Here is a 24256-nt window from a genome sequence, read left to right as displayed (position 1 = left end):
GGTTTCGATCTAGGTCGGTACGTCGGCGCCTGGGATGATCTCCGGCATGGTCGACTCTGCCCTCTGGATTTCCACGTTGACCGCCGGCACCGCAGTCATGGCCAGCTGGGTCACCAGCAGAGGGACCGCCAGGGCCGCGCAGATCCAGGCGGCCACCGCTGAGCGGATACAGCGCTCCGTACACATGAGTGAGGTTCGAAGGGCCGCTTATGTGCGCCTCATCGAACAGGCGCACAAGATGGCCGAGTTGTACTGGGCGGTGTCCGACATCCACGCGGCCGGCGGTACCCGCGCCGAGCAGGTGCCCGCGCTGAAGGAGATACGGGTCGGCCTTCGGGAGGGATATGGCCGACTCCGCCACTGCATTTGGGTGATCAGCCTTGAAGGGCCGGACGACGTCGCCGAGGCCGCGGAAACACTCAGGCTCGCGACCAGGCCCCCTTATCGCGCACTCGACGAGGCGATCACGGACAACCCCGACGCCCTCGCATCGTTCGACCAGTACTACGACCCTTTCTGGCAGTCCCTCCTGGCCTTCGTCGCGACCGCCCGCGTCGCGGTGCACAACCTGTAGCACCAGTCGGCCTGGATCGGGGAGTGGTGGGGGGTGTCGGCGGGGTGCCTCTCGGCCGGGTGCCGCCGCTGAGCAGGCGACGTTCACGTGACCCGCCTAGGTTGAAGGCCCAGGGCTCCGCAGCAGAACCGTGAGAGGGGCTCCCCGGAAGGAGAGGCCGTCGTGGCTGACAAGGACAAGGACGAGGTCGGTCGGAGAAGGTGCACCGCAGGGCCGAGGGCTTGACCGGCAGGGGCCCGGGCGACGGTGCCTTGAGCTGCCGCCATCGCCGACCGCGGGTCAGGTTCTGGCCGGGGTCTTGCGGGCCGCGGCCCTTGTCGTCCTGCGTCGCCGCCTCGACCGCTCGTCCTCTCCCATTCCGCCCCACACACCCGAGGGCTGCCCCGTCTCCAGTGCCCAGTTCCGGCACCGGTCCAGGACCGGACAGCGATGACACACCCGCTTCGCGGCGAGCAGGTCCTCCTCGGCGGGGCCCGACGTCCCGACCGGGAAGAACATCTCGGGGTCTTCGTCCACGCAGGCGGCTTGCCGCCACCACAGCTCCATGACGCCTCCTTGCGGCGCCGGATCAGGACCGCGCCGCCAGATTGGTTGTGCCGTGTCCACGTTCAACTCCAGCCCGAGTTCCCTGGGCACACCGGGCGAAACAGCGGGCACACGGGTAACGCCCCGCACGCCGGCCCGCACGCCAGAAGGACGATCCCGGCGCCACGGGAATCGAAGCGTCCTGACCGGGGAACCCGGCGACGACCAAGACGCCGCTCACGTCACGAGTGTGCGGTCCGGACCGCCGTGGTACCGCTGCCGCGGTGTCGCGCCAGCTGAGGAAGGGAGCACCACACGCTCATGGCACAGACCACGGAAGAATCCCTGGCCGGGCAGACCGCGCTCGTCACCGGAGGGTCGCGGGGGCTCGGACTGCTGATGGCCGACCAACTGGCCGCCCGCGGCTGCACGGTGATCCTCGCCGCCCGTGACGCCGGTGAACTCGCGGTCGCCCAGAAGAAGCTGCTCCAGCGCCGGCCCGATGTCGCCGTGCACACCTCGGTCTGCGACGTGCGGGACCAGGAGGCGGTGCACGCCATGTTCCGGGCCGCCCATGACACCTGTGGCGGACCGGACATCGTCATCGCCAACGCCGGCGTCATCCAGGTGGCACCGCTGGAAGCCATCGGCGCCAAGGAGTTCAGGGACGCCATGGACACCATGTACATGGGAGCGGTGCACACCTGCCTCGAGGCGCTTCCGTATCTCCGGGAGAGCGAGCGGGGAGGGCGGCTTGCCGTCATCTCCTCGGTGGGCGGGCTGATGGGGGTGCCGCATCTTCTGCCCTACGCGGGTGCCAAGGCCGCCGCGGGTGTTCTCGCCGAGGGGCTGCACGCGGAAGCCGCCGCGAGCGGAGTCAGTGTCACCGCGGTGTATCCGGGCCTGATGCGGACCGGGTCGCATCTGCAGGCCGAGTTCGGCGGCGCACGCAGCAGGGAGTTCGGCTGGTTCTCCTCGGTGGCGGGTGCGCCGCTGGTCTCGATGAACGCGCAACGCGCCGCCGAACGCATCGTCAAGGCCGTCGTCCGGCGCCGTACGCGGCTGGTCCTGACGCCCCTGGCCCGTGCGGCCGACCTGGCCCACGGCCTGGCGCCCGCCGCGACGACACGCCTGAACAGTGTGGTGGCGCGTCTGCTGCCGCAGGCCCCCTCCGGACGCCCGCGCCTGCGTCGCGGCGCCGAGGTCGAGCCGCCGAAGGGAGCGGTCGGCGGCCGCTTCCAGACCTGGGGAAGCGCCCTGAACGAACGTGCCGCCGACGCCTACAACGAGCGGGAGAGCTGACCCGCCGACGGCCCGGGCAGCACCCCGGGCCGCTTCGGACGCCACCCCGGTCCGCTGCGACGAGCAGACGAGGGCAGGCCGCCCCACCCCATGGGGAGTGCGTCCTGCTCCTCGTCGGCTTCGGGGCCGCGGTTCAGATGACGCCCTGGGCCAGCATCGCGTCCGCGACCCGCTCGAAGCCCGCGATGTTGGCGCCCGTCACGTAGTTGCCGGGGGCGTCGTAGCGCTCGGCGGTCTCGTGGCAGGTGGTGTGGATGTCGTTCATGATGTGCGTCAGCTCTTCCTCGACCCGTGCCGCTGACCACGACGTACGGGCGTGGTTCTGGGCCATCTCCAGGGCGCTGACCGCGACGCCGCCCGCGTTGGCGGCCTTGCCCGGCCCGAAGGCGACACCGGCCTGCTGGAACAGGCGTACCGCGTCGGGTGTCGTCGGCATGTTGGCGCCCTCCGAGACCACCTTCACGCCGTTGCGGATCAGGGCAGCCGCGTCGTCGGCCTCCAGCTCGTTCTGCGTGGCGGACGGCAGCGCGATGTCGCCCGGGACCTCCCAGACCCGCCCGCCGGGGACGAAGCGGGCCGAGGCGCCCCGGCGTTCGGCGTAGGTGTCGACCCGGCCGCGCTCGATCTCCTTGACCTGCTTGAGGAGGTCGAGGTCGATGCCCTTCTCGTCGACCACGTATCCGGATGAATCCGAGCAGGTCACGGCGTTGGCGCCGAGGGCGGCCAGTTTCTCGATGGTGTAGATGGCGACGTTGCCGGAGCCGGAGACGACCGCGGTGCGGCCCTCCAGGTCCTCGCCGCGCTCGCGCAGCATGGCCGCCGCGAAGAGGACGTTGCCGTAGCCGGTGGCCTCCGGACGGATCAGCGAGCCGCCCCAGCCCTGGCCCTTGCCGGTCAGGACGCCGGCCTCCCAGCGGTTGGTGATGCGCCGGTACTGGCCGAACAGATAGCCGATCTCCCGGCCGCCGACGCCGATGTCACCCGCGGGCACGTCCGTGTGCTCGCCGATGTGCCGGTACAGCTCCGTCATGAACGCCTGGCAGAAGCGCATGACCTCCGCGTCGCTGCGGCCGTGCGGCTGGAAGTCGCTGCCGCCCTTGCCGCCGCCGATGCCGAGACCGGTCAGCGCGTTCTTGAAGATCTGCTCGAAGCCCAGGAACTTGATGACGCCGAGGTTCACCGACGGGTGGAAGCGCAGACCGCCCTTGTACGGGCCGAGCGCGCTGTTGAACTCCACCCGGAATCCGCGGTTGACGTGGACGCGGCCCCGGTCGTCCTGCCACGGCACCCGGAAGAGGACCTGCCGCTCCGGCTCGCACAGCCGCTCGATCAGGCCGGGCTCTGCGTACTCGGGGCGGGCTGCGATGACCGGCGCCAGCGTCTCCAGGACCTCGTGTACGGCCTGGATGAACTCCGGCTGGGCCGGGTTGCGGTGCTCGATCTCGCCGAGCAGCTGCGCGAGCGTGGTCTTCGTCTCGGATCGCGTGGTCAAGGGAGCCCTTTCTGGCACGGCTGACACCGGGAATCCGGAACGGGGGGCGCGGCGCACTGGCGGCGCACTCCCGTACAGCCCGGTCGGGGCGCTCGGCGCCGTTGCCGTGCGCGTGACACTCATGTATTACGCGCATGTAAACACACTGACCAGCATCCGGGTCCAGGGTGCGACCACAATGCGAGATCAAGCATCGTCCGCCACCCGCACGTGCCAGGCACCCCGCGCGCACGCGTGGAGTGACCGGCGAGCGTCAACCGCCGAACGCCGCGACGAGCGCTCCGAGCAGGACCAGCGAAAGCACCACTTCCACGGCTCCGATCACCGGCGCCCGTACGATGCCGCGCGTCGGCATCCACACCGCCCGGAAGAGACAGACTCCGAAGAAGACCACGAGCACCACAGGCATGGGCATGACGAACATCACCACCACCGCGCCGGCGTGCCAGACGGCGGACGCCCGTCGGTACCGTGCACTGCCCCGCTCCCGGATCATCGTCTTGACGTAGAGCACGGTGCCCGCGAAGTAGAGCAGGCAGGCGAGCGTCGGGCGCCAGGCGTGGCCGAGGTCGCCGCCGCCCATGAGGAGCGCGACCGGCAGCATTCCGCAGGCGGGGATCACGGCGGCGATCCCGTTCGGCAGGGCCCGCTCGCGGTTGCGCCACGCGTACGCGCAATTGACGGCGAGGAACGGCACCGCGCACGCCCCGGCGGCCGGCAGCCACGGCGCGTGGACGACCAGCGCCACCGCGAGAGGCAGCAGGGTGAGGCAGAAGACCCGGGCCGGGAGCGCGTGACGCCGGGCGGCGCGGGGGTTGCGGGAGTGCCGGCGCAGCCGCAGCCACTGCTGGACGTGGAACGAGGCCAGGTATCCCAGCAGCCAAGCCGCGAGCAGGACGGCATGCCAGGGGGTGGGGCCACCGAGGAGCGTGCCGGTGAGGAACGGGACGACGAGCATGGCCCAGGCTCCGTGCTGATGGGGCAGCCAGCGCCGGACGGCACGTGATGCCATGACAACCCCTTCGCGGCCCTTGAACCTCTGGGCTGTTTCGGTCTGCTCGACTCCCCGGACGGTCCCAGCCTGTCAGCGGACCTGCCGCGTGGTTGCGGCCGTTGGTCCCGTTCCGGCCGGGCGAACGTCCCGCGAACCGGGCTTTCGTGACGCGTCGTCCGCCGTCCGCACCCGCGGCCCCCGGCGGCCTCGACAAGTACGGGCCTTGGTCCTGCCGTGAGGGGACCAATGCCGTGAAATCACCGCAGGGCGCCCACATAGTGTCAACGCGTACCGATCTTCGTACCGGTGCTCGCGCCACATCGGGCGCCGCGGCGCGCCCGATCCGTCGATGTCCATGAGGAGTCCGGGTGCAGCAGAAACAGGGCGGCGACCCCGCCGACCTCCTGATCAGGGCCGGCCGTTTCTTCAGCCGGGATTCCGTCTCCGACGACCTGCGGACGGTCACCCGCACCGGAGGCCGGGACGCGGAGTCGTTCTACCGGGACCGGTGGAGCCACGACAAGGTCGTGCACTCGACGCACGGCGTGAACTGCACCGGTTCCTGCCGGTGGAAGGTGTACGTCAAGGACGGCATCATCACGTGGGAGACGCAGGCGACGGACTACCCGAGCGTGGGCCCCGACCGGCCGGAGTACGAACCGCGCGGCTGCCCGCGCGGCGCCTCCTTCTCCTGGTACACCTACTCGCCGACCAGGGTGCGCTACCCGTACGTCCGCGGAGCCCTGGTCGAGATGTACCGGGAGGCCAAGTCGCGCCTGAAGGACCCGGTACTGGCCTGGGCGGACATCCAGGGCGACCCCGAGCGACGGCGCACGTACCAGCGGGCGCGCGGCAAGGGCGGCCTGGTGCGGGCCACTTGGGACGAGGCGCTGGAGATCGTCGCGGCCGCGCACGTGCACACCATCAAGGCACACGGACCCGACCGCGTCGCCGGGTTCTCGCCGATTCCCGCCATGTCGATGGCATCGCACGCCGCAGGCGCACGGTTCCACTCACTGATCGGCGCCCCCATGCTGTCGTTCTACGACTGGTACGCCGATTTGCCGGTCGCCTCGCCGCAGGTGTTCGGCGACCAGACCGACGTACCCGAATCGGGCGACTGGTGGGACGCCGCGTATCTGATGATGTGGGGCTCGAACGTCCCGGTCACCAGGACTCCTGACGCGCACTGGATGACCGAGGCCCGGTACCGGGGCCAGAAGGTCGTGGCCGTCTCGCCGGACTACGCGGACAACACGAAGTTCGCCGACGAATGGATGCACCCGCACCCCGGCACGGACGGCGCGCTCGCCCTGGCGATGGGGCACGTCATCCTCAAGGAGTTCTTCGTCGACCGGCAGACGCCGTTCTTCACCGACTACATAGGCAAGTTCACCGATCTGCCCTTCCTGATCACCCTGAAGGAGACGGACTCCGGGCTCGTCCCGCACAAGTTCCTCAACGCCGCCGATCTGGGCCAGGACGTCGAGAACGCCGCGTGGAAGCCGGTCCTGCTCGATGACGCCACGGGTGAGCCGACCGTGCCCAACGGGACCCTCGGACATCGCTGGGGCAGTGGCGAGAAGCCCGAGTGGAACCTCGACCTCGGCGATGTCGTACCCCGGCTGAGCCTGTACGCGAGCGGCTGCGCAAGCGCCGAGGTGACCCTGCCCCGGTTCGAGGAGGGCGCCCCCGGGACCGAGCGCCGCGGGGTTCCCGTGCGGCGCGTCGGCGGGCGGCTCGTGACGACCGTGTTCGACCTGATGCTCGCGCAGTACGCGGTCGAGCGCCCGGGGCTGCCCGGCCGGTGGCCGACGTCGTACGAGGACGCGGACACGCCGGGCACGCCGGGTTGGCAGGAGACTTTGACGTCGGTTCCGGCCGCCCAGGCGGTCCGTGTGGCGCGGGAGTTCGCCGACACCGCCGAGCGGTCGCGGGGCCGCTGCATGATCCTGATGGGGGCCGGGACCAACCACTGGTTCCACTCCGAGACCATCTACCGCGCGTTCCTGGCCCTGCTCACCCTGACCGGCTGCCAGGGCCGCAACGGCGGCGGCTGGGGACACTACGTCGGCCAGGAGAAGTGCCGGCCGGTCACCGGGTGGGCCACCCTCGCCGCCGCGTCGGACTGGTCGCGGCCGCCCCGCCAGATGATCGGCGCGGGCTGGTTCTACCTGCACACCGACCAGTGGCGCTACGACACCCTGCCGGCCGAGGCGCTGGCGTCACCCCTCGGTGACGGCCGCTTCAGCGGCATGACCGGCGCGGACTGCCTCGCCGCATCAGCCCGCATGGGGTGGATGCCCTCATATCCGACGTTCGATCGCAACTCGCTGGATCTGGGCGAGGCCGACGACCCCGTCGCCCACACGGTCGGGCAACTCAAGGACGGGAAGCTGAAGTTCGCCGCCGAGGACCCCGACGCGCCGGAGAACTGGCCGCGCGTGATGACCGTATGGCGGGCCAATCTGCTCGGCTCCAGTTCCAAGGGCAACGAGTACTTCCTCAAGCACCTCCTGGGCACGCACTCCAACCTGCCCGACGACGGGCCGCGCTGCACCCCGCGCGACGTGACCTGTCGCGAGGACGACGTCGAGGGCAAGCTCGACCTGCTGCTCTCGCTCGACTTCCGCATGACGTCGACGACGCTCCTGTCCGACGTGGTTCTGCCCGCGGCGACCTGGTACGAGAAGCACGACCTCTCGTCGACGGACATGCACCCCTTCCTGCACGCCTTCACCCCGGCGATCGACCCGCCCTGGCAGGCCCGCTCCGACTACGACATCTTCCTCGCCCTGGCCCGTCGCTTCAGCGACCTGGCGGGCGAGCACCTCGGCGTACGCAAGGACCTGGTGGCCACGGCGCTCCAGCACGACACGCCTGGCGGCGAGATGGCCCAGCCGGGCGGCGTCGCCCTGGACTGGTCGAAGGGGGAGTGCGAGCCGGTACCCGGCCGCACCATGTACAACCTGAGCGTCGTGGAGCGCGACTACGGCGCGATCGGCGAGAAGTTCGCCGCGCTCGGCCCGCTCGTCGACACCCTCGGAGTGACGACCAAGGCGGTCACCTTCGAGGTGGGCGAAGAAGTCGCCTACCTGCGGGAGAAGAACGGCAGGGTGCGTGGGGGAGTGGCCGACGGACGGCCACGCCTGGACACCGCGCAGCGGGCCTGCGAAGCGATCCTCAGCCTCTCCGGCACCTCCAACGGAAGGCTCGCCACCCAGGGCTTTCACACCCTGGAGGCCAGTACGGGCCAGAAGATGGCACACCTGGCCGCCGAGCACGAGGGCAAGCGCGTCACCTTCGCCGATACCCAGGCGGCACCCGTACCGGTGATCACCTCACCGGAGTGGTCGGGCAGCGAGTCCGGCGGCCGACGCTACACCGCCTTCACCGTCAACACCGAACACCTCAAGCCCTGGCACACCTTGACGGGGCGTCAGCACTTCTTCATCGACCACGACTGGATGCACGAGGTCGGCGAGGCGCTGCCCGTCTACAAGCCGCCGCTGAACATGCACCGGCTCTACGGGGAGCCGGAGCTCGGCACCCTCGGCGACGAACGCGAGGTGGCCGTGCGGTTCCTCACCCCGCACAACAAGTGGGCCATCCACTCCCAGTACCAGGACAACCTGTACATGATGACGCTCGGCCGCGGCGGCCAGACCGTGTGGATGTCGCCGCAGGATGCGGACGCCATCGGCGTACGCGACAACGAGTGGGTGGAGGCCGTCAACCGCAACGGCGTCGTCACCGCGCGGGCGATCGTCTCGCACAAGATGCCGCCCGGCACCGTCTACATGAACCACGCCCAGGAACGCACGGTCGGCGTACCCAGGACGCAGAAGAGCGGAAAGCGCGGCGGCATCCACAACTCGCTCACCCGGATCATGCTCAAGCCCACTCATCTCGTGGGCGGCTACGCCCAGTTGACGTGGGCCTTCAATTACCTGGGCCCCACGGGCAACCAACGTGACGAGGTGACGGTCATCCGCCGCAGGTCGCAGAAGGTGGAGTACTGACATGCGTGTCATGGCACAAGTGGCGATGGTGATGAACCTCGACAAGTGCATCGGCTGCCACACCTGTTCCGTCACCTGCAAGCAGGCGTGGACCAATCGGCGCGGCACCGAGTACGTGTGGTTCAACAACGTCGAGACCCTCCCGGGCCAGGGCTACCCGCGCCGCTGGCAGGACCAGGACCGCTGGAAGGGCGGCTGGGAGCGCACCCGCTCGGGCCGCCTTCGCCTGCGGGCCGGCGGCCGGGCGAAACGGCTCGGCATGATCTTCGCCAACCCCGACCTGCCGACCGTCGACGACTACTACGAGCCGTGGACCTACGAGTACAAGAACCTCACCGAGGCCCCCGCGGGCGACGACATGCCGGTCGCGCGCCCTTACTCGCAGACCACCGGCGAGCCGATCGACACGATCCAGTGGGGGCCGAACTGGGACGACAACCTCGGTGGTGCCCCCGAGCACGGCTCCAAGGACCCGATCGTCGAGCGCATCAGGGACGAGGTCGGCGCACGCATCCGCTTCGAGTTCGAGCAGAGCTTCATGTTCTACCTGCCGCGGGTCTGCGAGCACTGCCTCAACCCGGCCTGCGTGTCGGCGTGCCCCTCGGGCGCCATGTACAAGCGCGCCGAGGACGGCATCGTGCTCGTGGACCAGCACGACTGCCGGGGCTGGCGGATGTGCGTCAGCTCCTGCCCGTACAAGAAGGTCTACTTCAACCACGCCACCGGCAAGGCGGAGAAGTGCACGTTCTGCTTCCCGCGCGTCGAGATCGGCATGCCGACCATCTGCTCCGAGACCTGCGTCGGGCGCATGCGCTACCTCGGCGTGATGCTCTACGACGCCGACAAGGTGACCGAAGCGGCGGCCGTAGAAGACGAACACGACCTGTATCCCGCCCAGTTGGAGTGCTTCCTCGATCCGCGCGATCCGGCGGTGATCGAGGCGGCGCGGGCGAGCGGCATCAGCGACGAGTGGATGGACGCGGCACGCCGCTCCCCGGTGTTCGACCTGATCCGCACCTACCAGGTGGCGCTCCCGCTGCGTCCGGAGTACCGCACCATGCCGATGGTCTGGTACGTCCCACCGCTGTCCCCGGTGGTGGAGGCGGTGGCCGCGAGCGGCCACGACGGCGAGGACGCGGGCAATCTGTTCGGTGCCATCGACAGCATGCGGATCCCCGTCGAGTACCTGGCCGAACTGCTCACCGCGGGCGACACCTACCCCGTGGAGGCCGTGCTGCGCCGCATGGCCGCCATGCGGGCCCACATGCGGGGCCGCAACCTCGGCGAGGAGCCGGACCCGGCGATCGCCGCGTCCGTGCGGCTCACCGGACAGGAGCTCGAGGACATGTTCCGGCTGCTGGCCATCGCCAAGTACGAGGACCGCTATGTCATCCCCGGCGCGGCACGCGAGGACGCCGACGCGCTGGCCGCATCCCACCCGCTGCTGGATGCCGCATGCCCGGTGGGCTCGGCCCCGAGCGAACCGGTGCTGCTCAACCTGCCGACCCTGCGGAGGCCCGCATGACACCGGACGCCACCGTGCGGCTCGTGGCAGCACGCCTGCTGGTCCACCCCGACGAGCGCATGTATCAACAGCTCCCCCTCCTGCGTGAGGTGTCCGACGCCCTCGACGGCGGTCCGCACGGCCACCTCGCTGCCTTCCTGGCCCACGTGGACGAGGTGCGCCCCCTCGACCTGGCCGCACACCACGCCTCCGTCTTCGACACCCGCAACCGCCGCTGCCCCTACCTGACCTGGTGGACCGACGGTGACACCCGCAATCGCGGCCTGTCCCTCGTCCGCGTGAAGGGCGTCTACCGCGCGCACGGACTGGCGTTCGACGGCGAGGAACTTCCCGACTACCTGCCCGTGATGCTGGAGTTCGCGGCGCTGAAGCCGGCCGCGGGCACCGAACTGCTCCAGGAGTACCGCGCCGGACTCGAACTCCTGCGGCTCGCCCTCACCGAGCACGGCACCCCCTACGCGCATCTCCTGCAGGCCGTCTGCGCCACACTCCCCGGTCCCTCGCCCGCCACCCGCGAGGAGGCCAAGGCGCTGGCCCGGCAGGGACCGCCGCGCGAGAGCGTCGGCCTCGAACCGCTCGGCCCCGGCATCGAACTGCCCTGGCCGAACCTGCCCGAAAGGACCCCGGCGTGATGGACCTGCTGCTGTGGGGCGTCCTGCCCTACGTCGTCCTCGTCCTGCTCGTGTCGGGCCTGGTGTGGCGCTCGCGCCACGACCGCTTCGGCCTGACGACCCACTCCTCCCAACTGCACGAGTCACGGCTGCTGCGCATCGGCTCCCCGCTGTTCCACTTCGGCATGGCGTTCGTGGTGATCGGCCACGTGGTGGGGCTGCTGATCCCGCAGGGCTGGACGGACGCGGTCGGCGTGGACGACCACCTCTACCACCTCGTCGCGGTGTCGACCGGCGCTCTCGCGGGCGTCGCCGCGGTCACCGGGATCGGCATCCTGGTGTACCGCCGCCGCACCGTGCCGGGTGTGCGCCGGGCGACGCTGCGCAGCGACCACCTCATGTACACCGTGCTGATCGGCGCGATGCTCCTGGGCCTCGCCGCGACGCTCCTCAACTCCGCCGGAATGAGCGGGGATTACAACTACCGCGAGGGCATCTCGATCTGGTTCCGCTCGCTGTTCACGCTCCAGCCGGACTACGCGCTGATGGCAGGCACGCCCCTGGCCTTCAAGCTGCACATCCTCTTCGGCTTCGCACTCATCACCCTCATTCCGTACTCCCGCCTGGTCCACATGTTCAGCGCCCCGGTGCGGTACCTCTTCCGGCCATTCGTCGTCTACCGGCGCCGGGACCCGCATCAGCAGCCCGCGCAGCGCGCACCGAGGCGCGGCTGGGAGCGTGTGCAATGAGTTCCGTGAGTTCGGCGAGTTCGGTGCGGGGCGACCGGGCCGTACGCAGCCCGCGCCATGCCGTCGGGGAACGCCCGTTCATCGTCATCTGGGAATCCACCAGAGCCTGCCCGCTCGCCTGCCTGCACTGCCGTGCCACGGCGCAACCCGCACGAGACCCCGGCGAGTTGAGCGGGTCCGAGGCCCGGGAGCTGATGCGACAGACCGCGGAGTTCGGGCGGCCGTCACCTCTGTTCGTGATCACCGGCGGCGACCCCTTCCAGCGCCGCGACCTCACCGACCTGATCGGGTACGGAACCTCGCTGGGCCTGCGTATCGCCGTGTCTCCCTCCGGGACGCCCACGCTGAACCGCGCCAACCTGACGGCGGTACGCGACGCGGGCGCGGTGGCCCTTTCGCTGTCCGTGGACGGATCGACGGCTGAGCGGCACGACACCTTCCGCGGGGCCGACGGCGTCTTCGAGTGGACCCTGGACGGCTGGCGCACGGCGCGTGAACTCGGCCTCAAGGTACAGATCAACACGACCCTCACCCGGCACAGTCTGAGTGACCTCGCCGACATCGCCGCGCTGGTGCGCCACGAAGGAGCGATGCTCTGGTCCGGTTTCCTCCTGGTGCCCACCGGCCGGGGAACACGCTTGGACGGTCTGACACCGCAGGAGGTGGAGGACGCGATGCACTTCCTCTACGACTGCGGCGCGGTGATCGCCACCAAGACCACGGAGGGGCACCATTTCCGGCGTGTGGCGGTACAGCGAGCCATCCACGCCGAACGCGGCACCCGTCCGCAGGTCGGCCCACTGCACCGCGAACTCACCCGCCGAGCAGACGAGTTGGGTCTCTTCGAGGGGCAGCCTCGCAGACGGCGTCGGCCGCCGATGGACGTGTCGTCGGCGCGCGGCTTCGTCTTCGTCTCGCACACCGGTGAGGTACACCCGAGCGGATTCCTGCCCGTGTCCGCGGGCAACGTCAGAAACGGATCGCTGCCGGACATCTACCGTACGTCCGACCTGTTCGTCTCCCTGCGCGATCCCGGTCGGCTGGGCGGCAAGTGCGCGCACTGCGAGTTCCGTCAGATCTGCGGCGGTTCGAGGTCCCGGGCCCACGCGGTCACCGGTGACATGTTCGCCGAGGACCCCTACTGCGCCTACCAGCCGGGCTCCTTCCCCCACCAGGCCGAGCTGCGAGCCGTCCTCGCGCCGGCCTCCTCCCGAAGTGGATCCTCATGCGATCGGTAACCGTCATCGGCGCGGGCGTCAGTGGCCTCTCCGCGGCGTGGGCCCTGCGCGACACCGCACGCGTCACCGTGCTCGACAGCGCGCCCAGGGTGGGCGGCAAGATGCGTACCGGTCGCGTCACCGGGGTTCCGGTGGACCTGGGCGCGGAGTCCATGGTGACGATGGGGCCCGATGCCGTGCGGCTCGCGGAGGCCGTCGGCCTGGGCGACTCACTGTGCGAACCCGCCGCCGCACCGGTCACGGTATGGACGCGCGACGCACTGCGGCCCATGCCGCCAGGACACCTGATGGGAGTCCCGTCGAGACCCGAACACCTCGCAGGGACCGGCCTGTTGTCCGAACAGGGCCTGCATCGCCTGCACCTCGGCGATGACCTCGAGCCGCTCCCGCCGACCACGGACGTGACCGTCGGCGACTATCTGGAGCCCCTGATCGGCCGGGAGGCGGTGGAGCGGCTCGTGGCGCCGGTGCTCGGCGGCGTCTACGGCGGCGACGTCTTTCGCCTGTCCCTCACCTCGGCGCTGCCCTTCCTCACCGGCATCACCCGGACCGGCGAACCACTGATGACGGCTCTGCGGCGCCGCGAGGCCGCCCGCTCGGGTACTCCACGGACCGCGCCGGTACGCGGCGTCCGCGGCGGCATGGGACGCCTGGCGCAGGCGATCGCGGAAACATCCGGGGCGACGGTCCTGACCGGCACGACAGCCCGCTCCCTGCGCCCGCAGCCGGACCGGGGCGAGGGATGGCGCGTCCACGCCGACACCGACGACGGGCCGCTCGCCCTCGACTCGGACGCGGTGATCCTCGCCGTACCCTCCGACTCCGCCGCACGGCTCCTCGGCGCGCACGCCCCGCGCGCCGCCGAAGCACTCACGGAGGTCGAACACGCGAGCTCCGCGGTGGTCACCTTCGCCTTCCCCGCGGACGGCGCGGCCCGGGAGGCCGTCGCGGGCCGCAACGGATTCCTCGTGCCGCCCGTCGACGGGCGCGCCGTCAAGGGCGCCACCTTCCTGTCCGAGAAATGGCCCTGGTACGCGCAGGACACCCCCGACGTCATCATCGTCCGCGCGTCACTGGGACGCGCCGGGGCCGTATCACCCCTCGGCCTCCCGGACAGGGCGCTGACACAGGCCGCCCTGTCGGACCTGACGCAGGCGCTGGGCCCCCTGGGCGAGCCGCTGACGAGCCGCGTCACCCGCTGGGAGCGCGGCCTGCCCCAGTACCACGTCGGCCATGGGGCACGTGTGGACCTCGTCAGGGACGAAATCGCCGCGCTGCCGGGCCTCGACGTGTGCGGAGCGACGTACGAGGGCGTAGGAGTCGCGTCCTGCATCAGCAGCGGGCTGGGCGCGGCGCGCCGCGTGGCGCCCGGGACCGAGCCGTTCACACGTCAGGAGACGGTCCGATGAGCAGGCGCAGGCGCGCCCTGATCGGAGGCTGCGCGGCCATCGTCGTGGCCTTCGCGGCCGGGCTCGGCATCGCCACCGGAACCGGTACCGGCAGCAGCTCGGCCGAGGAGGCGGGCCGGCGACTGGCGATTCCCGCCAACTCGCAGGGCTGGAACGGCACATTGATCGCTTTTGGCGACAGCGAGGCCAGGACCACCGTCAAGGTGTACGAGGACCTGCGCTGCCCGTACTGCGCGGAATTCGAGCGCAAGCTGGGCCCGACGCTCAACGAGATGGTGGATACCGGCAAGGTCAGGGTCGAGTTCCATCTGGCCGCCTTTCTCGACAAGAGTCTGGGCGGCCAGGGCTCGAGGACGTCGATCGCCGCACTCGGAGCAGCCCTGAACGAGAGCCCGGCGAAGTTCAGGTCCTTCCACGATGTGCTCTTCGCCCATCAGCCCGCGCACGAGGGCGACGACGCGTTCGGGAGCACCGCGAGACTGCTCGAACTCGCGGGCAAGGTACCCGGGTTGCGCACGCCGTCATTCAACAAGGCCGTCAAGGAGAAGACGTACGCGGCCTGGGCGGACAAGGTCGCCGACGCCTTCTACGAGAGCGATGTCACCGGCACGCCGACCGTGCAGGCCGACGACAAGAAGCTCACCGTCATCGACGAGCACGGCACCGCCGTCAGCCCGAAGGACTTCACTCGCCAGGTGAATGCCGCGATCGACGGATCCTAGGACGTCTGCCACCGGCCGCTTCCCGGAGCTGCCGACGTCGCTGGTACCGGGCGATCCGTCACCGCCCCTCGCGCAGCTGGAGAAGGTAGGCCGCGGTCACCGCCACGGCACGGTCCCCGTCGTGGGAGAGCTCGACGAGGGCGCGTGCTGTCGTCGTGCCCGGGATGCCTGCCATCGCCTGGGTCAACCGGCCGCGTGCGGGCGCGCCAGTGCAGGCATCGGCGAGGCGGTCGACGAGCCTGGTCGCGATCTGATCCGCCTTCGTGGAGTCGCTCGCCAGCACGCTCAGCGCATCGGCCGCGTCGGTGTCGTTCCTTCCTTGCACGATCATGTCGATGAGCGTCGGGACCGCATCGGCCACCCCCTGTGCCCCGAGCGCCAGAGCCGCATGACCACGGACCACGTCGTCAGGGCTCGCAAGAGCCCGGCGCAGCGCTGCGCGGGCCTCTTCGCCGGGCATCTCGGCGAGAGACTGCACGGCGCGCTCCCGTACCGCTGCCGCCGAGGAGCCAAGGCCTTCGGCCAGCAGCGCCACACCCTCCTCGCCGGATCGCGCCAGAGCCCACCGAAGGGCCCCGGCCACGTTCGGCTCCGTCTCGCTCAGGGCCGCCTCGACCAGGGCCTCCACCGGCACCGGAACCTCGTCGTCCGAGGAGAGGGCAGCACGCTGGCGCGCGCTTGCGCTCTTCGAGCCCAGTGCCTGAAGCAGCGCGACGACCTGGAGGACGTCCTCCCAGTCGGAGGGGTCCGCGGCATCGATCCGGCGCAGCCGGGTGAGCAGCTCGGTTTCGGCCGCGATGCGTTCGCGTGTCTGCAGAACGAGGTCTCCGACGAGCGCCGCGGGTGTGAAGCCGGGTTCGTCGAGAGCGCGGCCGATCTCCCGCAGCGAGAGTCCCAGCGACCGCAGACTCTCGACATGGAAGATCCGCCGGATGTCCTGACCGGAGTACTCCCGATAGCCGGAGCCGGTACGGCCGGAAGGCCGCACCAGGCCGAGCGACTCGTAATGCCGCAGCATGCGGGCACTGACCCCGGACCGTCGCGCCACCTCACCGATCAACACGCCTCATTGTCCCTCCGGGCCGACCCCGCCGAGGGCCACCACGCGCTTCGCCTCCTCGACCGCGAACTCGAAACCCGTGTCCGGGTCACGCAGCAGCCGTGTGGTGGCGAGGGCGTGCGTACGCGTGCGGGGGTCTGCGGCCGTTGCCGCGGCATGCAGTGCCGGCTTGCTCGCTTCCCCCAGGGCGATCAGGGCCCGGCTGAGGCTCAGCTGCGTCTCCCGCTCACCGCGCCCGAGCTGCGTCGCGAGGGCCGCGGCCAGCACGGACTCCTCGCCTTCCGGTACGAGGATGACCGCGGCTCGCCAGGCGCTGCGTGCGACCTCCTCGTCGGAGTCGGACAGCAACGCCCCCGTGATCGCCGGCCACGCCCGCCGATCCCCGACCTTCGACAGCGTGTGCAGCGCCTGGCTTCGGGCCTGTGCCCGCTCCGAGCGGAGCTCGCGGAGCAGCCCGGGGAGCGTCAGGGAGACCGGATGGCGGGTGAGCGCCCAGGTCAGCATGTCCCGCACGAAGAATTCGGGCTCGATCGCGGACCGCTCGACGAGCTTGTCGACGAAGCGCGGGTCCGGCGCCGTGCCGACCGCCAGTGCGGCTCGCAGCCGCACCGACGAACGCCCGTCCTCCAGCCCTCGCAGCGCTCGTAGCGCCTCCGTGTCCTGTCCCGTGACCGTCAACGAGATCACCTCCTCGCCGATCACTGAAGACCTTGCCACCGTGTCAAGGTCAAACAGAAGCACGTGAGCGTGGCCCAACCGGCTGCCACAGCAGGCACATTGGACGGCGCTCGTTGCTAGGCTGAGACTCATGCGGATTGGTGTGAACGTCCCCAACTTCGGGCCCGGGGCGAATCCCGATCACCTGGCTCGTTGGGCCCAGACCGTGGAGGGCCTCGGCTTCGATCTGCTGATGATGTCCGATCACGTGGCGATCACGCCGGACGTGGCGGAGCAGTATCCCGCGCCTTTCTACGAGCCGTTCACCACGCTTGCCTGGATGGCCGGGATCACGCGCGGGATCAAGCTGGGCACGACCGTCCTCATCACTCCCTACCGGCATCCCCTGCTGGTCGCCCGCATGGCTGCCAACCTGCATCAACTCAGCGGTGGCCGCCTGGTGTTGGGTGTCGGCGTCGGCTGGGCCCGGGGAGAGTTCGAGGCCCTCGGTGTGCCCTTCGAACGGCGTGGCGCGCTGACCGACGAGCATCTGCGCACGCTGCGCGCCGCATGGGAGAACGACGCCGACTATGGATGCGGGCAGATTCCGATCTGGATCGGCGGAAACAGCGACGCGGGCATGCGCCGGGCCGTGCGTTTCGGGGCTCCCTGGCACCCGCTGGGGTTCACGATGCCCTGGTTCAGGGAGGCGCTGCCCCGGCTGAGGGGGATGGCCGCCCAGCTCGGTCGGCCCGTACCGGGTCTGGCGCCGCGGATTCGGCTCGACCTCAGGGAGCGACCGGTCGACCACCCGGATCGCCGCGCGGGGGAAGGCACCCTCGAGCAGTTCCTCGAGGACGTCGAGGAGCTGCGCCTGGCCGGCGCCGACAGCATTCTGCTCGACCCGTACCTCGGTGATCCGGACGAGACCCTGCGGCCCGAGGCAGCCTGGCAGGCGCTGGCCACCGTGGCCGCACACCGGACGTAGCAGACATCCCTCCGGCACCTCCGTCGAGAGGGCGGACGCAGAAGACCGACGCATGCCGCCGGATACCGACGGATACAGAGACGGAGCAGCAGTGCCACCTCATGACGACGACCTTTCCGGGACCGACGCCGCTCGCGCGGCCACCGTCACCCCGGCTGATCTCCCCTATCTGCGTCGGTGCATCGAACTGGCGGCGGAGGCGCTCGACGCCGGTGACTGGCCGTTCGGGTCCGTGCTCGTCGACGCGGACGGCAGGATCAGGGCCGAGGACCGCAACCGCGAGTCCACGACCAACGACCCGACGGCGCACCCCGAGATCGCGCTCGCCCGGTGGGCCGCGGTCCACCTGACCCCCGAGGAACGGGCCACGGCGACCGTCTACACCTCGGGAGAGCACTGCCCGATGTGCGCGGCCGCGCACGGCTGGGTCGGCCTCGGCCGCATCGTGTACGCGAGCTCGTCCCGGCAGGCCCGGGAGTGGAAGGCAGAGTGGGGCGTGCCCCTCACCTCGCCCCTGAGTCCGCTGACCGTCCAGGACGTCGTACCCGGCCTGGAGGTGGCCGGCCCCGTGCCCGAACTGTCCGACCAGGTGCGTGAGTTGCAGTGGCGCTTCCGTACGGGAAAGAACGCGGACGGCTGAGAGACGGGGTAGTGAGCCCCGAGGCCCGGCAGCGTCGCGTGCTGCCGGGCCCCGGCGGGTGGCGTCTCGGCACGCGGCGTCAGACCATGAACTGGTCGTACTTCGCCATGTGTTCGCGCAGTTCGTCCATACTGGGGTTGCGCCCGTCGGCCGTCAGGCGGCCGAGGCCACGGAAGTAGTCCTCGCGGTCGTAGATCGGGTAGAACATGATCAGCAGGGTGGCGTCCTCGGTGCCCCGGTTCGTGAAGCCGTGCGGCTCACCCTTGGGGACGTAGGCGAACGCGCCGGGTTCACCGACCACCTTGCGGTCGCCGATGGTGAACTCGATCTCGCCCTTGACCACGTAGAACATCTCGGTGGACCGCTTGTGGATGTGCGGGGACGCGCCCTTGGCCTCCGGAGCCATGTGATGCTCGAAGAAGCCGAACTCGCCGTCGGAGTCGGGAGTGATGAGCTTCAGATACGTCCTCTTCGTGTCCCGGATGTCGACGTATTCGCCTTCACCAGCGGGGACGTACAGCGGAACAGACATCTTTCCCTCCAGGGATGGTGTCGAGGTGACGAGTGGTTGGGCCGCACACCGGATGGGTGCGCGGGGTGATCACGTGGCATCGGCCAGGGCCGGGTCCTGTCGCGGCGGGTGGTTCGCCTGGGCCTGCGCCCATCGGCCGATGACCGGCGCCGCGAGGCCACAGACGGCGAACAGCGCGGCCAGGACGACCCACCCGGTGGTGCCGGTGGTGATGATCAGGCCGATCAGAAGTGGTGCCGCGATCTGCTGGACGGCCACGCCGAGCCAGAAGACCGACAGGTAGACGCCCTCCTGGCCGGGCGCCGCGAGCAGATACGAGCCGCCCCAGCCCCCGGCGGACTGGAACAACTCGCCCGCGGTCAGCGCGACCATGGCGAGCAGCAGCACCCCGACGGCCAGGACGACGGGCGGCTTCGGTGCCGCGACGAGCAGCAGGCAGCAAGCCGCGAGGGCCAGGCCGGCCCGCACCAGTGCCCGTGCCGAACCGGCGATGGTCTCGGTGCCCCGGCTGGCTCGTACCTGCAGCGTCACGGCCAGCACGGTGTTGACCGCCACCAGGGGCGAGATCACCGCGGCGGGGACCTCGGTGTGTTCGACGATCCACAGGGGGATGCCGATGCTCAGCAGGGTCATGTGCATGGTGAGCACGGCGTTGATCCCGGTGAACGACAGGAACGGTTTGTCCCGCAGCGCGTCGACCGAGAAACGGCGCCGCAGGCTCTTCGTGGGCGTGCCGAGCAGCGGCAACCGGTGGGCCAGGTGGGCGAGTACGGCGAAAGACACGGCGTTGAGGAGCAGGATCGCTCCGTAGCCGGCCCGGGTGTCGAGCAACAGGCCGACACCGCCGAGCAGGGCGCCGACGGTGAAGCCGACGTTGCGCAGGGACCGGAGGACGGCGACCACCCTGACCCGGTCGTCGGGCACCGTCACCTGCCCGACCAGGGCCTGTTCCATCGGGGCCGCCGCCTTGTCGGCCAGGCCGAGCAGGCACACCACTGCCAGGAACTGCCACAGGTTCTGGACGAACGGGTAGAGCACGAAGCACGCACAGCGCCACAGGCTCACCCCGACCAGTACCTTCTTCGGGCCGATCCGGTCGGCCAGGATGCCGATCGGTACCGCCGTGCCCAGGGCGATCGCGGCGGACAGGGTCAGGCCAAGGCTGAGTTCACCCACCGATAGACCGACGGACCGGGTGATGAACGGCACGGAGACGGCCAGGAAGGCGCCGGTGCCGACGGCGTCGATCATCGCCATCACGGACAGTCGTAGGCCGACCGGCCCGCCGGGGACGGACCTCGGCCATCCGCGGACGCGCTGCCAGAGAACAGACATCTGCTACCTCAATGTGTGGTGATGCGGATGACGGCGTCGGCCGTGAGGACGCGGCGCTGCGTGGTGGCCGCGTCCGGCCCGGTCGCGATGACGTGCCCGGCGCGGTCCCAGGAGGACGCCCACGGCCGGACCACTTGGCCTGCCTCGACGTCGACCTCCACGTCCCGTACACCGGGCAGGAGTCGCGCCGCGCCCGTGCCCGCGACCGCCGTGACGGTGCCCGGCTCGGCGGCCAGGAACCGGATCGCCGAGGTCAGTCGCGCGGCGCGGGGCAGGGCTACCGGACGGCCGGCCAGCAGGTCGATGAGGGCCAGCCTGATCCGGGTCCCGTAGGCAAGGTCGTTCAGGTCGATCAGGTGGTCGCCGGGGCAGCGGCCCGCGCATTCCACCAGCGCCGGACCGGCCTCGGTCAGGATCCACTCGGCGTGCAGGATGCCGGTGCGGTAGCCGGTCGCCGCGACGAGCGCACGCATGGCCGCCTCGAACGCGGCCTGCGTGTCCGGGTCGAGCGGAGCGGGCAGCAGGTGACCGAGTTCCACCGGGTACGGACCCGGAATCACCGTCTTGGCCGTGACGTTGTGAAAGATGATCTCTCCCTGCCGGACCAGCGCCTCGACGCTGTACTCGGGCCCTCGCAGGCGTTCCTCGGCCAAAAAGCGCCACGTCAGGTTCCGGTCGGGCACCTGCTCGTACTCGGCGGCGGATGAGGTGCGCTCCCACGCCCGCGCCGCGGTGGTCGCGTCGACCGAGTCGAGGAGCTGTACGCCGACGCTGGCCTGCCGGTTGGCCGGCTTGACCACCACGGGGCCGTCGTCGGCGAAGTCGAGGATGTCCGCGGGGCCGTGCACCTCGCGCCAGCGCGGACCGCGGACGCCGCCGGCGTCGCAGACCTCGCGCAGCCGGACCTTGTCCCGCAGGGCGTGCGCGGCGTGTTCGGTCGCGCCCGGGAGACCGAGCTTCTCGGCGAGTGCCGCCGCCGCGGGCACCGCGTACTCCAGGCCGGGCACCACCGCGGCCACCGGGCGCTCGGCCTCCAGCGCGGCCGCCAGGTCGAGGGCCCCGGACGACTGCTGGTAGCTCGCCGGGATGATGCGGTCCAGGCAGGCGAAGCGCCGTGCCGCGTCGCCCAGTTCCCGTTTGCGGATGATGTCGGGTTCTTCGATGACCACGACGGACCCGACGGGAACGCTCCCGTCGATGGCGGCCAAGTAGGCCGCGTTGTAGCCGACGAACACCACCTGTGCGTCGGCGTCGGAGGTGGTCACGGCCACCTTCCGGTCGGTCATGACGACCTCCTGGCCGTTGATGCGGGGTGCTGCACGATCGGTGCCTTTCTGCGGTGAGGGGGACGGGCCGGTGACAGACGTCGTGCGTACGGATGCCGGCGGCTCGCCGGTCCGGCCGTCCGCACGTACGGGCGTTCCGTCGATGACGAGCTCGATGGCGGCGAGCACCTCGGCGCACCGGCCCCGGGCCTGCTCCGGCGTGGCGCCGGAGACGATGACGTGCCCGTGCCGGTCCTTGGAGTCGCGGACCTCCGCCACGGTGTCGCCCGGGCGCAGTCGCAGGGTCAACTCGTCGACGTACGGCAGCCTGCGGACCTGCTCCAGGCCGCGGATCCCGTCGACACGGCCGGGCGGGAAGGTGAAGAACCGTACGGCTGCCGTGGCCGTCGGCTCCGGCACTTCGACCGGTGCGCCCACGAGGCCCGTGAAGATCGCCTGCTCGATGTCGAGGCCGCCGGCCAGTTCGACGAGCCTCGGGATGCGGTCGCCGCCGAGGCGGGCCTGCGACTCGACGATGCGTGGGCCGCGCGGCGTCCAGATCACCTCGGTGTGCGCGGGGCCGAAGCGGTAGCCGCACACGGTGAGGAACCGGACGGTCAGCTCCTCGATGGCCTGCTCGCGGGCCTGGGGCAGCGGCGCCGGATGGACGTGCCCCACCTCCACGAACAGCGGCGGTGGGCCCAGCAGCTTCTCGGTGATGCCGACGACGTGGTGCCTGCCGTCCCGGCTCAGCGTCTCCACGCTGTACTCGGGGCCGCGCAGGTACTCCTCGACGAGGAACGGACCTTCGTAGCCGTACGCGTCGACGAGCTTCGTCCAGGCCGCCTGGTCCTGCGGCTTCTGCCACAGGAACACGCCGCGGCTGCCGGCGAGAGCGACCGGCTTGACGACGGCCGGGCGGCCGATCCGCTCGACGGCAGCCGGTACGTCGTGCCGGGCCGGCGCCGGCTCGAAGGCCACCGGGGACAGTTCGTGCCGCGCCAGCAGGTCCCGCATCGCGTGTTTGTCGGCGAGGAAACGGATCGCCGCGGCCGGGTTGACCTCGGCGTGCAGGTCCTCGGCGACCTCATGGGCGGTGACCATCGTCTCCTCCCGCCCGATGTGGTAGATCACTGAGACGTGGTGCTGCCGGGCCACCTCGCGGATGGTGTGCCGCAGCAGCACCGGGTCCTGGAAATCGGTCGTCACGAACAGGTCCGCCAGGGCGTGCACGTCGTCGAGATACTCCGGCGTCTGCAGCCGCGGATCCCAGATCGCGCCGACCCAGAACCCCGCGGCCTGCGCCTTGCGCACGAACTGGCGGTAGGGCATCACCATCAGCAGGCGCGGCCGCTCGTCGGTGGGCAGGCCCATGGTGGGCAGGGGCGGCGTCATCGTGCACCGCCCGGTGCCGACGCGCTCTCGAGGCCGAGCAGGCTCAGATATCGCTCGCCGCTGTCGGGCAGGAGCGTCACGATGCGCCGGCCCCGGAACCGCGGGCGGGCGGCCAGGACTCCGGACGCGTGGACGACCGCGCCGCCCGAGACACCGGCCGGCAGACCGGCGTGCTGTGCGAGCCGCCGGGTGGTGTTCATGGCATCCGCGTCGGACACCGTGATGACCTCGTCGATGAGGCTCTGTTGCGTGGTCGGCGCGATGAAGCCGCCGTTGAATCCCGGGATGCCGTGCGTGCCGGGCTTGCCGCCGGACAGCAGCGGCGAGCCCGCGGGCTCCACCGCCACGATCTGCACCGCGGGGTGACATTCGCGCAGATAACGCCCCGCGCCACTGAGCGTCCCGCCGGTTCCCACGCCGCAGACGAGCACGTCGATCCGCCCGTCGGTGTCGTTCCAGATCTCGGGGCCGGTCGTCTCGTAGTGCGCCCGCGTGTTGTCCGGGTTGTCGTGCTGGCGGCAGAACCACGCCCCAGGAGTCCGGCGGTGCAGTTCCTCTGCCGTGTCGACCGCCGCCTGATAGCCGCCGGTGTGCGGGGTGCGGACCACTTCGGCGCCGAGCGAGCGCAGCATGGCCACGCGTTCGCGGGTCGCGTTGTCCGGCAGGACGATCACGCAGCGGTAGCCGCGGTGCGCCGCCAGCGCGGCCAGCGAGATTCCGGTGTTGCCGGAGGTCGCCTCGATCACGGTGCCGGTGCCCGGGACGAGCAGCCCCTGCTTCTCGGCGCCGCGCAGCATCGTCAGGGCGGCCCGGTCCTTGCTGCTCGACCAGGGGTTGAACAGCTCCAGCTTCGCCAGTACCTCGGCATCGGCCGGTGCGCCGTCCACGAGGCGCTCCATCGGCAGCCGCAACAGCGGTGTACCGCCGATCAGGTCGGCCAGGGAGGCGGCGACCGGCCGACGGGAGACCGGCTCGGTCCGGATGCCGATCTCCTGGACGGCGGCCTCCGCGGTGCGCGCCGCCAGCTCGGCGGTCTCCGCCACCACGAGCACATGACCGGCGCGATCACCGTTGCGGCGCAGCTCCCGCACCACGGAACCCGGGGTGGGCTTGACGACGACTTCCTCGACGCCGGGCAGCGCGGCGGCGCGCTGCCGTCCGGTGACCGACACCACCCGGCCCGGTTGCGCGGTCAGATAGCGGATGGCGGCGCCGCCCACC

General features: G+C 70.7%; 20 protein-coding genes. 11 read left to right on the top strand and 9 right to left on the bottom strand.

Annotated elements, in window-relative coordinates; translation table 11 throughout:
* Positions 1-46: 46 nt before the first annotated feature.
* Complete coding sequence (locus ACWGIH_RS08585) at positions 47-574, top strand: hypothetical protein (protein ID WP_453444833.1); 528 nt, start codon at positions 47-49, stop codon at positions 572-574.
* Between the two features lie 279 nt (positions 575-853).
* Here ACWGIH_RS08585 and ACWGIH_RS08580 read toward each other — a convergent pair whose 3' ends face one another.
* Positions 854-1120 (bottom strand): WhiB family transcriptional regulator, encoded by a 267-nt coding sequence (locus tag ACWGIH_RS08580; protein WP_453444832.1) that lies wholly within the window; start codon positions 1118-1120, stop codon positions 854-856.
* Between the two features lie 300 nt (positions 1121-1420).
* Here ACWGIH_RS08580 and ACWGIH_RS08575 point away from each other — a divergent pair, with 300 nt between their 5' ends.
* The gene (locus ACWGIH_RS08575) at positions 1421-2401 is read left to right on the top strand and encodes an SDR family NAD(P)-dependent oxidoreductase (RefSeq protein WP_453444830.1); all 981 of its coding nucleotides are present in this window, start codon (positions 1421-1423) and stop codon (positions 2399-2401) included.
* Positions 2402-2534: 133 nt separating this feature from the next.
* Here ACWGIH_RS08575 and gdhA read toward each other — a convergent pair whose 3' ends face one another.
* Positions 2535-3893, bottom strand: coding sequence for an NADP-specific glutamate dehydrogenase (gdhA, locus tag ACWGIH_RS08570; protein WP_453444828.1), 1359 nt, complete (start codon positions 3891-3893; stop codon positions 2535-2537).
* Positions 3894-4146: 253 nt separating this feature from the next.
* Entirely contained in the window at positions 4147-4905 is a 759-nt protein-coding gene (locus ACWGIH_RS08565; RefSeq protein WP_453444827.1) for a YwiC-like family protein, read from the bottom strand.
* 350 nt (positions 4906-5255) lie between these two features.
* On the opposite strand from ACWGIH_RS08565, the gene ACWGIH_RS08560 reads away from it, so the two are divergent.
* Genes ACWGIH_RS08560 through ACWGIH_RS08530 form a run of 7 tightly spaced genes read left to right on the top strand, consistent with a single transcriptional unit; the run spans position 5256 to position 15163 of the window.
* Positions 5256-8909, top strand: coding sequence for a nitrate reductase subunit alpha (locus tag ACWGIH_RS08560; RefSeq protein WP_453444826.1), 3654 nt, complete (start codon positions 5256-5258; stop codon positions 8907-8909).
* 1 nt (position 8910) lies between these two features.
* Positions 8911-10434 (top strand): nitrate reductase subunit beta, encoded by a 1524-nt coding sequence (gene narH, locus ACWGIH_RS08555; protein ID WP_453444824.1) that lies wholly within the window; start codon positions 8911-8913, stop codon positions 10432-10434.
* Positions 10431-11066: a nitrate reductase molybdenum cofactor assembly chaperone gene (gene narJ / locus ACWGIH_RS08550; protein ID WP_453444822.1), complete on the top strand. Its 636-nt coding sequence runs from the start codon at positions 10431-10433 to the stop codon at positions 11064-11066. The genes narH and narJ overlap by 4 nt, the downstream gene beginning before the upstream one ends.
* The gene (gene narI / locus ACWGIH_RS08545; protein ID WP_453444996.1) at positions 11066-11794 is read left to right on the top strand and encodes a respiratory nitrate reductase subunit gamma; all 729 of its coding nucleotides are present in this window, start codon (positions 11066-11068) and stop codon (positions 11792-11794) included. Before narJ ends, narI begins: the two co-directional genes overlap by 1 nt.
* Positions 11791-13032, top strand: coding sequence for a TIGR04053 family radical SAM/SPASM domain-containing protein (locus ACWGIH_RS08540; protein WP_453444821.1), 1242 nt, complete (start codon positions 11791-11793; stop codon positions 13030-13032). Before narI ends, ACWGIH_RS08540 begins: the two co-directional genes overlap by 4 nt.
* A complete protein-coding gene (gene hemG / locus ACWGIH_RS08535; RefSeq protein WP_453444819.1) occupies positions 13020-14441 on the top strand; it encodes a protoporphyrinogen oxidase in 1422 nt (473 codons plus the stop codon). The genes ACWGIH_RS08540 and hemG overlap by 13 nt, the downstream gene beginning before the upstream one ends.
* On the top strand, positions 14438-15163 hold the full coding sequence (locus ACWGIH_RS08530) for a thioredoxin domain-containing protein (protein WP_453444817.1): 726 nt from the start codon (positions 14438-14440) through the stop codon (positions 15161-15163). Before hemG ends, ACWGIH_RS08530 begins: the two co-directional genes overlap by 4 nt.
* Before the next feature lie 58 nt (positions 15164-15221).
* Here the strand turns inward: ACWGIH_RS08530 and ACWGIH_RS08525 are convergent, their stop codons facing one another.
* Positions 15222-16226 carry a MerR family transcriptional regulator gene (locus tag ACWGIH_RS08525; protein ID WP_453444815.1) on the bottom strand — a complete coding sequence of 335 codons (1005 nt, stop codon included), beginning with the start codon at positions 16224-16226 and terminating at the stop codon, positions 15222-15224.
* A gap of 3 nt (positions 16227-16229) precedes the next feature.
* The gene (locus ACWGIH_RS08520; RefSeq protein ID WP_453444994.1) at positions 16230-16901 is read right to left on the bottom strand and encodes a HEAT repeat domain-containing protein; all 672 of its coding nucleotides are present in this window, start codon (positions 16899-16901) and stop codon (positions 16230-16232) included.
* A gap of 130 nt (positions 16902-17031) precedes the next feature.
* Here ACWGIH_RS08520 and ACWGIH_RS08515 point away from each other — a divergent pair, with 130 nt between their 5' ends.
* Positions 17032-17868 carry an LLM class flavin-dependent oxidoreductase gene (locus tag ACWGIH_RS08515; protein WP_453444814.1) on the top strand — a complete coding sequence of 279 codons (837 nt, stop codon included), beginning with the start codon at positions 17032-17034 and terminating at the stop codon, positions 17866-17868.
* 169 nt (positions 17869-18037) lie between these two features.
* On the top strand, positions 18038-18508 hold the full coding sequence (locus tag ACWGIH_RS08510) for a nucleoside deaminase (protein WP_453444992.1): 471 nt from the start codon (positions 18038-18040) through the stop codon (positions 18506-18508).
* A gap of 79 nt (positions 18509-18587) precedes the next feature.
* Here ACWGIH_RS08510 and ACWGIH_RS08505 read toward each other — a convergent pair whose 3' ends face one another.
* The 4 genes from ACWGIH_RS08505 to ACWGIH_RS08490 all read right to left on the bottom strand — a co-directional run bounded on the left by ACWGIH_RS08505 (position 18588) and on the right by ACWGIH_RS08490 (position 24255).
* Positions 18588-19040: a cupin domain-containing protein gene (locus ACWGIH_RS08505; protein ID WP_453444813.1), complete on the bottom strand. Its 453-nt coding sequence runs from the start codon at positions 19038-19040 to the stop codon at positions 18588-18590.
* A gap of 69 nt (positions 19041-19109) precedes the next feature.
* A complete protein-coding gene (locus tag ACWGIH_RS08500; protein WP_453444811.1) occupies positions 19110-20375 on the bottom strand; it encodes an MFS transporter in 1266 nt (421 codons plus the stop codon).
* Between the two features lie 8 nt (positions 20376-20383).
* On the bottom strand, positions 20384-23035 hold the full coding sequence (locus ACWGIH_RS08495; RefSeq protein ID WP_453444809.1) for an ATP-grasp domain-containing protein: 2652 nt from the start codon (positions 23033-23035) through the stop codon (positions 20384-20386).
* Complete coding sequence (locus ACWGIH_RS08490; protein ID WP_453444990.1) at positions 23032-24255, bottom strand: pyridoxal-phosphate dependent enzyme; 1224 nt, start codon at positions 24253-24255, stop codon at positions 23032-23034. The genes ACWGIH_RS08495 and ACWGIH_RS08490 overlap by 4 nt, the downstream gene beginning before the upstream one ends.
* Position 24256 lies beyond the last annotated feature (1 nt).

Source organism: Streptomyces sp. NPDC054872 (assembly GCF_053610705.1).
This window is presented reverse-complemented; position numbering and strand designations above follow the sequence as displayed.

What these genes read in the sequence shown, in the direction of transcription:
- ACWGIH_RS08505 (WP_453444813.1), bottom strand. Translation starts at nt 19,040, where the DNA reads ATGTCTGTTCCGCTGTACGTCCCCGCTGGTGAAGGCGAATACGTCGAC.
- ACWGIH_RS08500 (WP_453444811.1), bottom strand. Translation starts at nt 20,375, where the DNA reads ATGTCTGTTCTCTGGCAGCGCGTCCGCGGATGGCCGAGGTCCGTCCCC.
- ACWGIH_RS08580 (WP_453444832.1), bottom strand. Translation starts at nt 1,120, where the DNA reads ATGGAGCTGTGGTGGCGGCAAGCCGCCTGCGTGGACGAAGACCCCGAG.
- ACWGIH_RS08515 (WP_453444814.1), top strand. Translation starts at nt 17,032, where the DNA reads ATGCGGATTGGTGTGAACGTCCCCAACTTCGGGCCCGGGGCGAATCCC.
- ACWGIH_RS08530 (WP_453444817.1), top strand. Translation starts at nt 14,438, where the DNA reads ATGAGCAGGCGCAGGCGCGCCCTGATCGGAGGCTGCGCGGCCATCGTC.
- ACWGIH_RS08495 (WP_453444809.1), bottom strand. Translation starts at nt 23,035, where the DNA reads ATGACGCCGCCCCTGCCCACCATGGGCCTGCCCACCGACGAGCGGCCG.
- ACWGIH_RS08540 (WP_453444821.1), top strand. Translation starts at nt 11,791, where the DNA reads ATGAGTTCCGTGAGTTCGGCGAGTTCGGTGCGGGGCGACCGGGCCGTA.
- narH (WP_453444824.1), top strand. Translation starts at nt 8,911, where the DNA reads ATGCGTGTCATGGCACAAGTGGCGATGGTGATGAACCTCGACAAGTGC.
- narI (WP_453444996.1), top strand. Translation starts at nt 11,066, where the DNA reads ATGGACCTGCTGCTGTGGGGCGTCCTGCCCTACGTCGTCCTCGTCCTG.
- ACWGIH_RS08565 (WP_453444827.1), bottom strand. Translation starts at nt 4,905, where the DNA reads ATGGCATCACGTGCCGTCCGGCGCTGGCTGCCCCATCAGCACGGAGCC.
- narJ (WP_453444822.1), top strand. Translation starts at nt 10,431, where the DNA reads ATGACACCGGACGCCACCGTGCGGCTCGTGGCAGCACGCCTGCTGGTC.
- ACWGIH_RS08575 (WP_453444830.1), top strand. Translation starts at nt 1,421, where the DNA reads ATGGCACAGACCACGGAAGAATCCCTGGCCGGGCAGACCGCGCTCGTC.
- hemG (WP_453444819.1), top strand. Translation starts at nt 13,020, where the DNA reads ATGCGATCGGTAACCGTCATCGGCGCGGGCGTCAGTGGCCTCTCCGCG.
- ACWGIH_RS08585 (WP_453444833.1), top strand. Translation starts at nt 47, where the DNA reads ATGGTCGACTCTGCCCTCTGGATTTCCACGTTGACCGCCGGCACCGCA.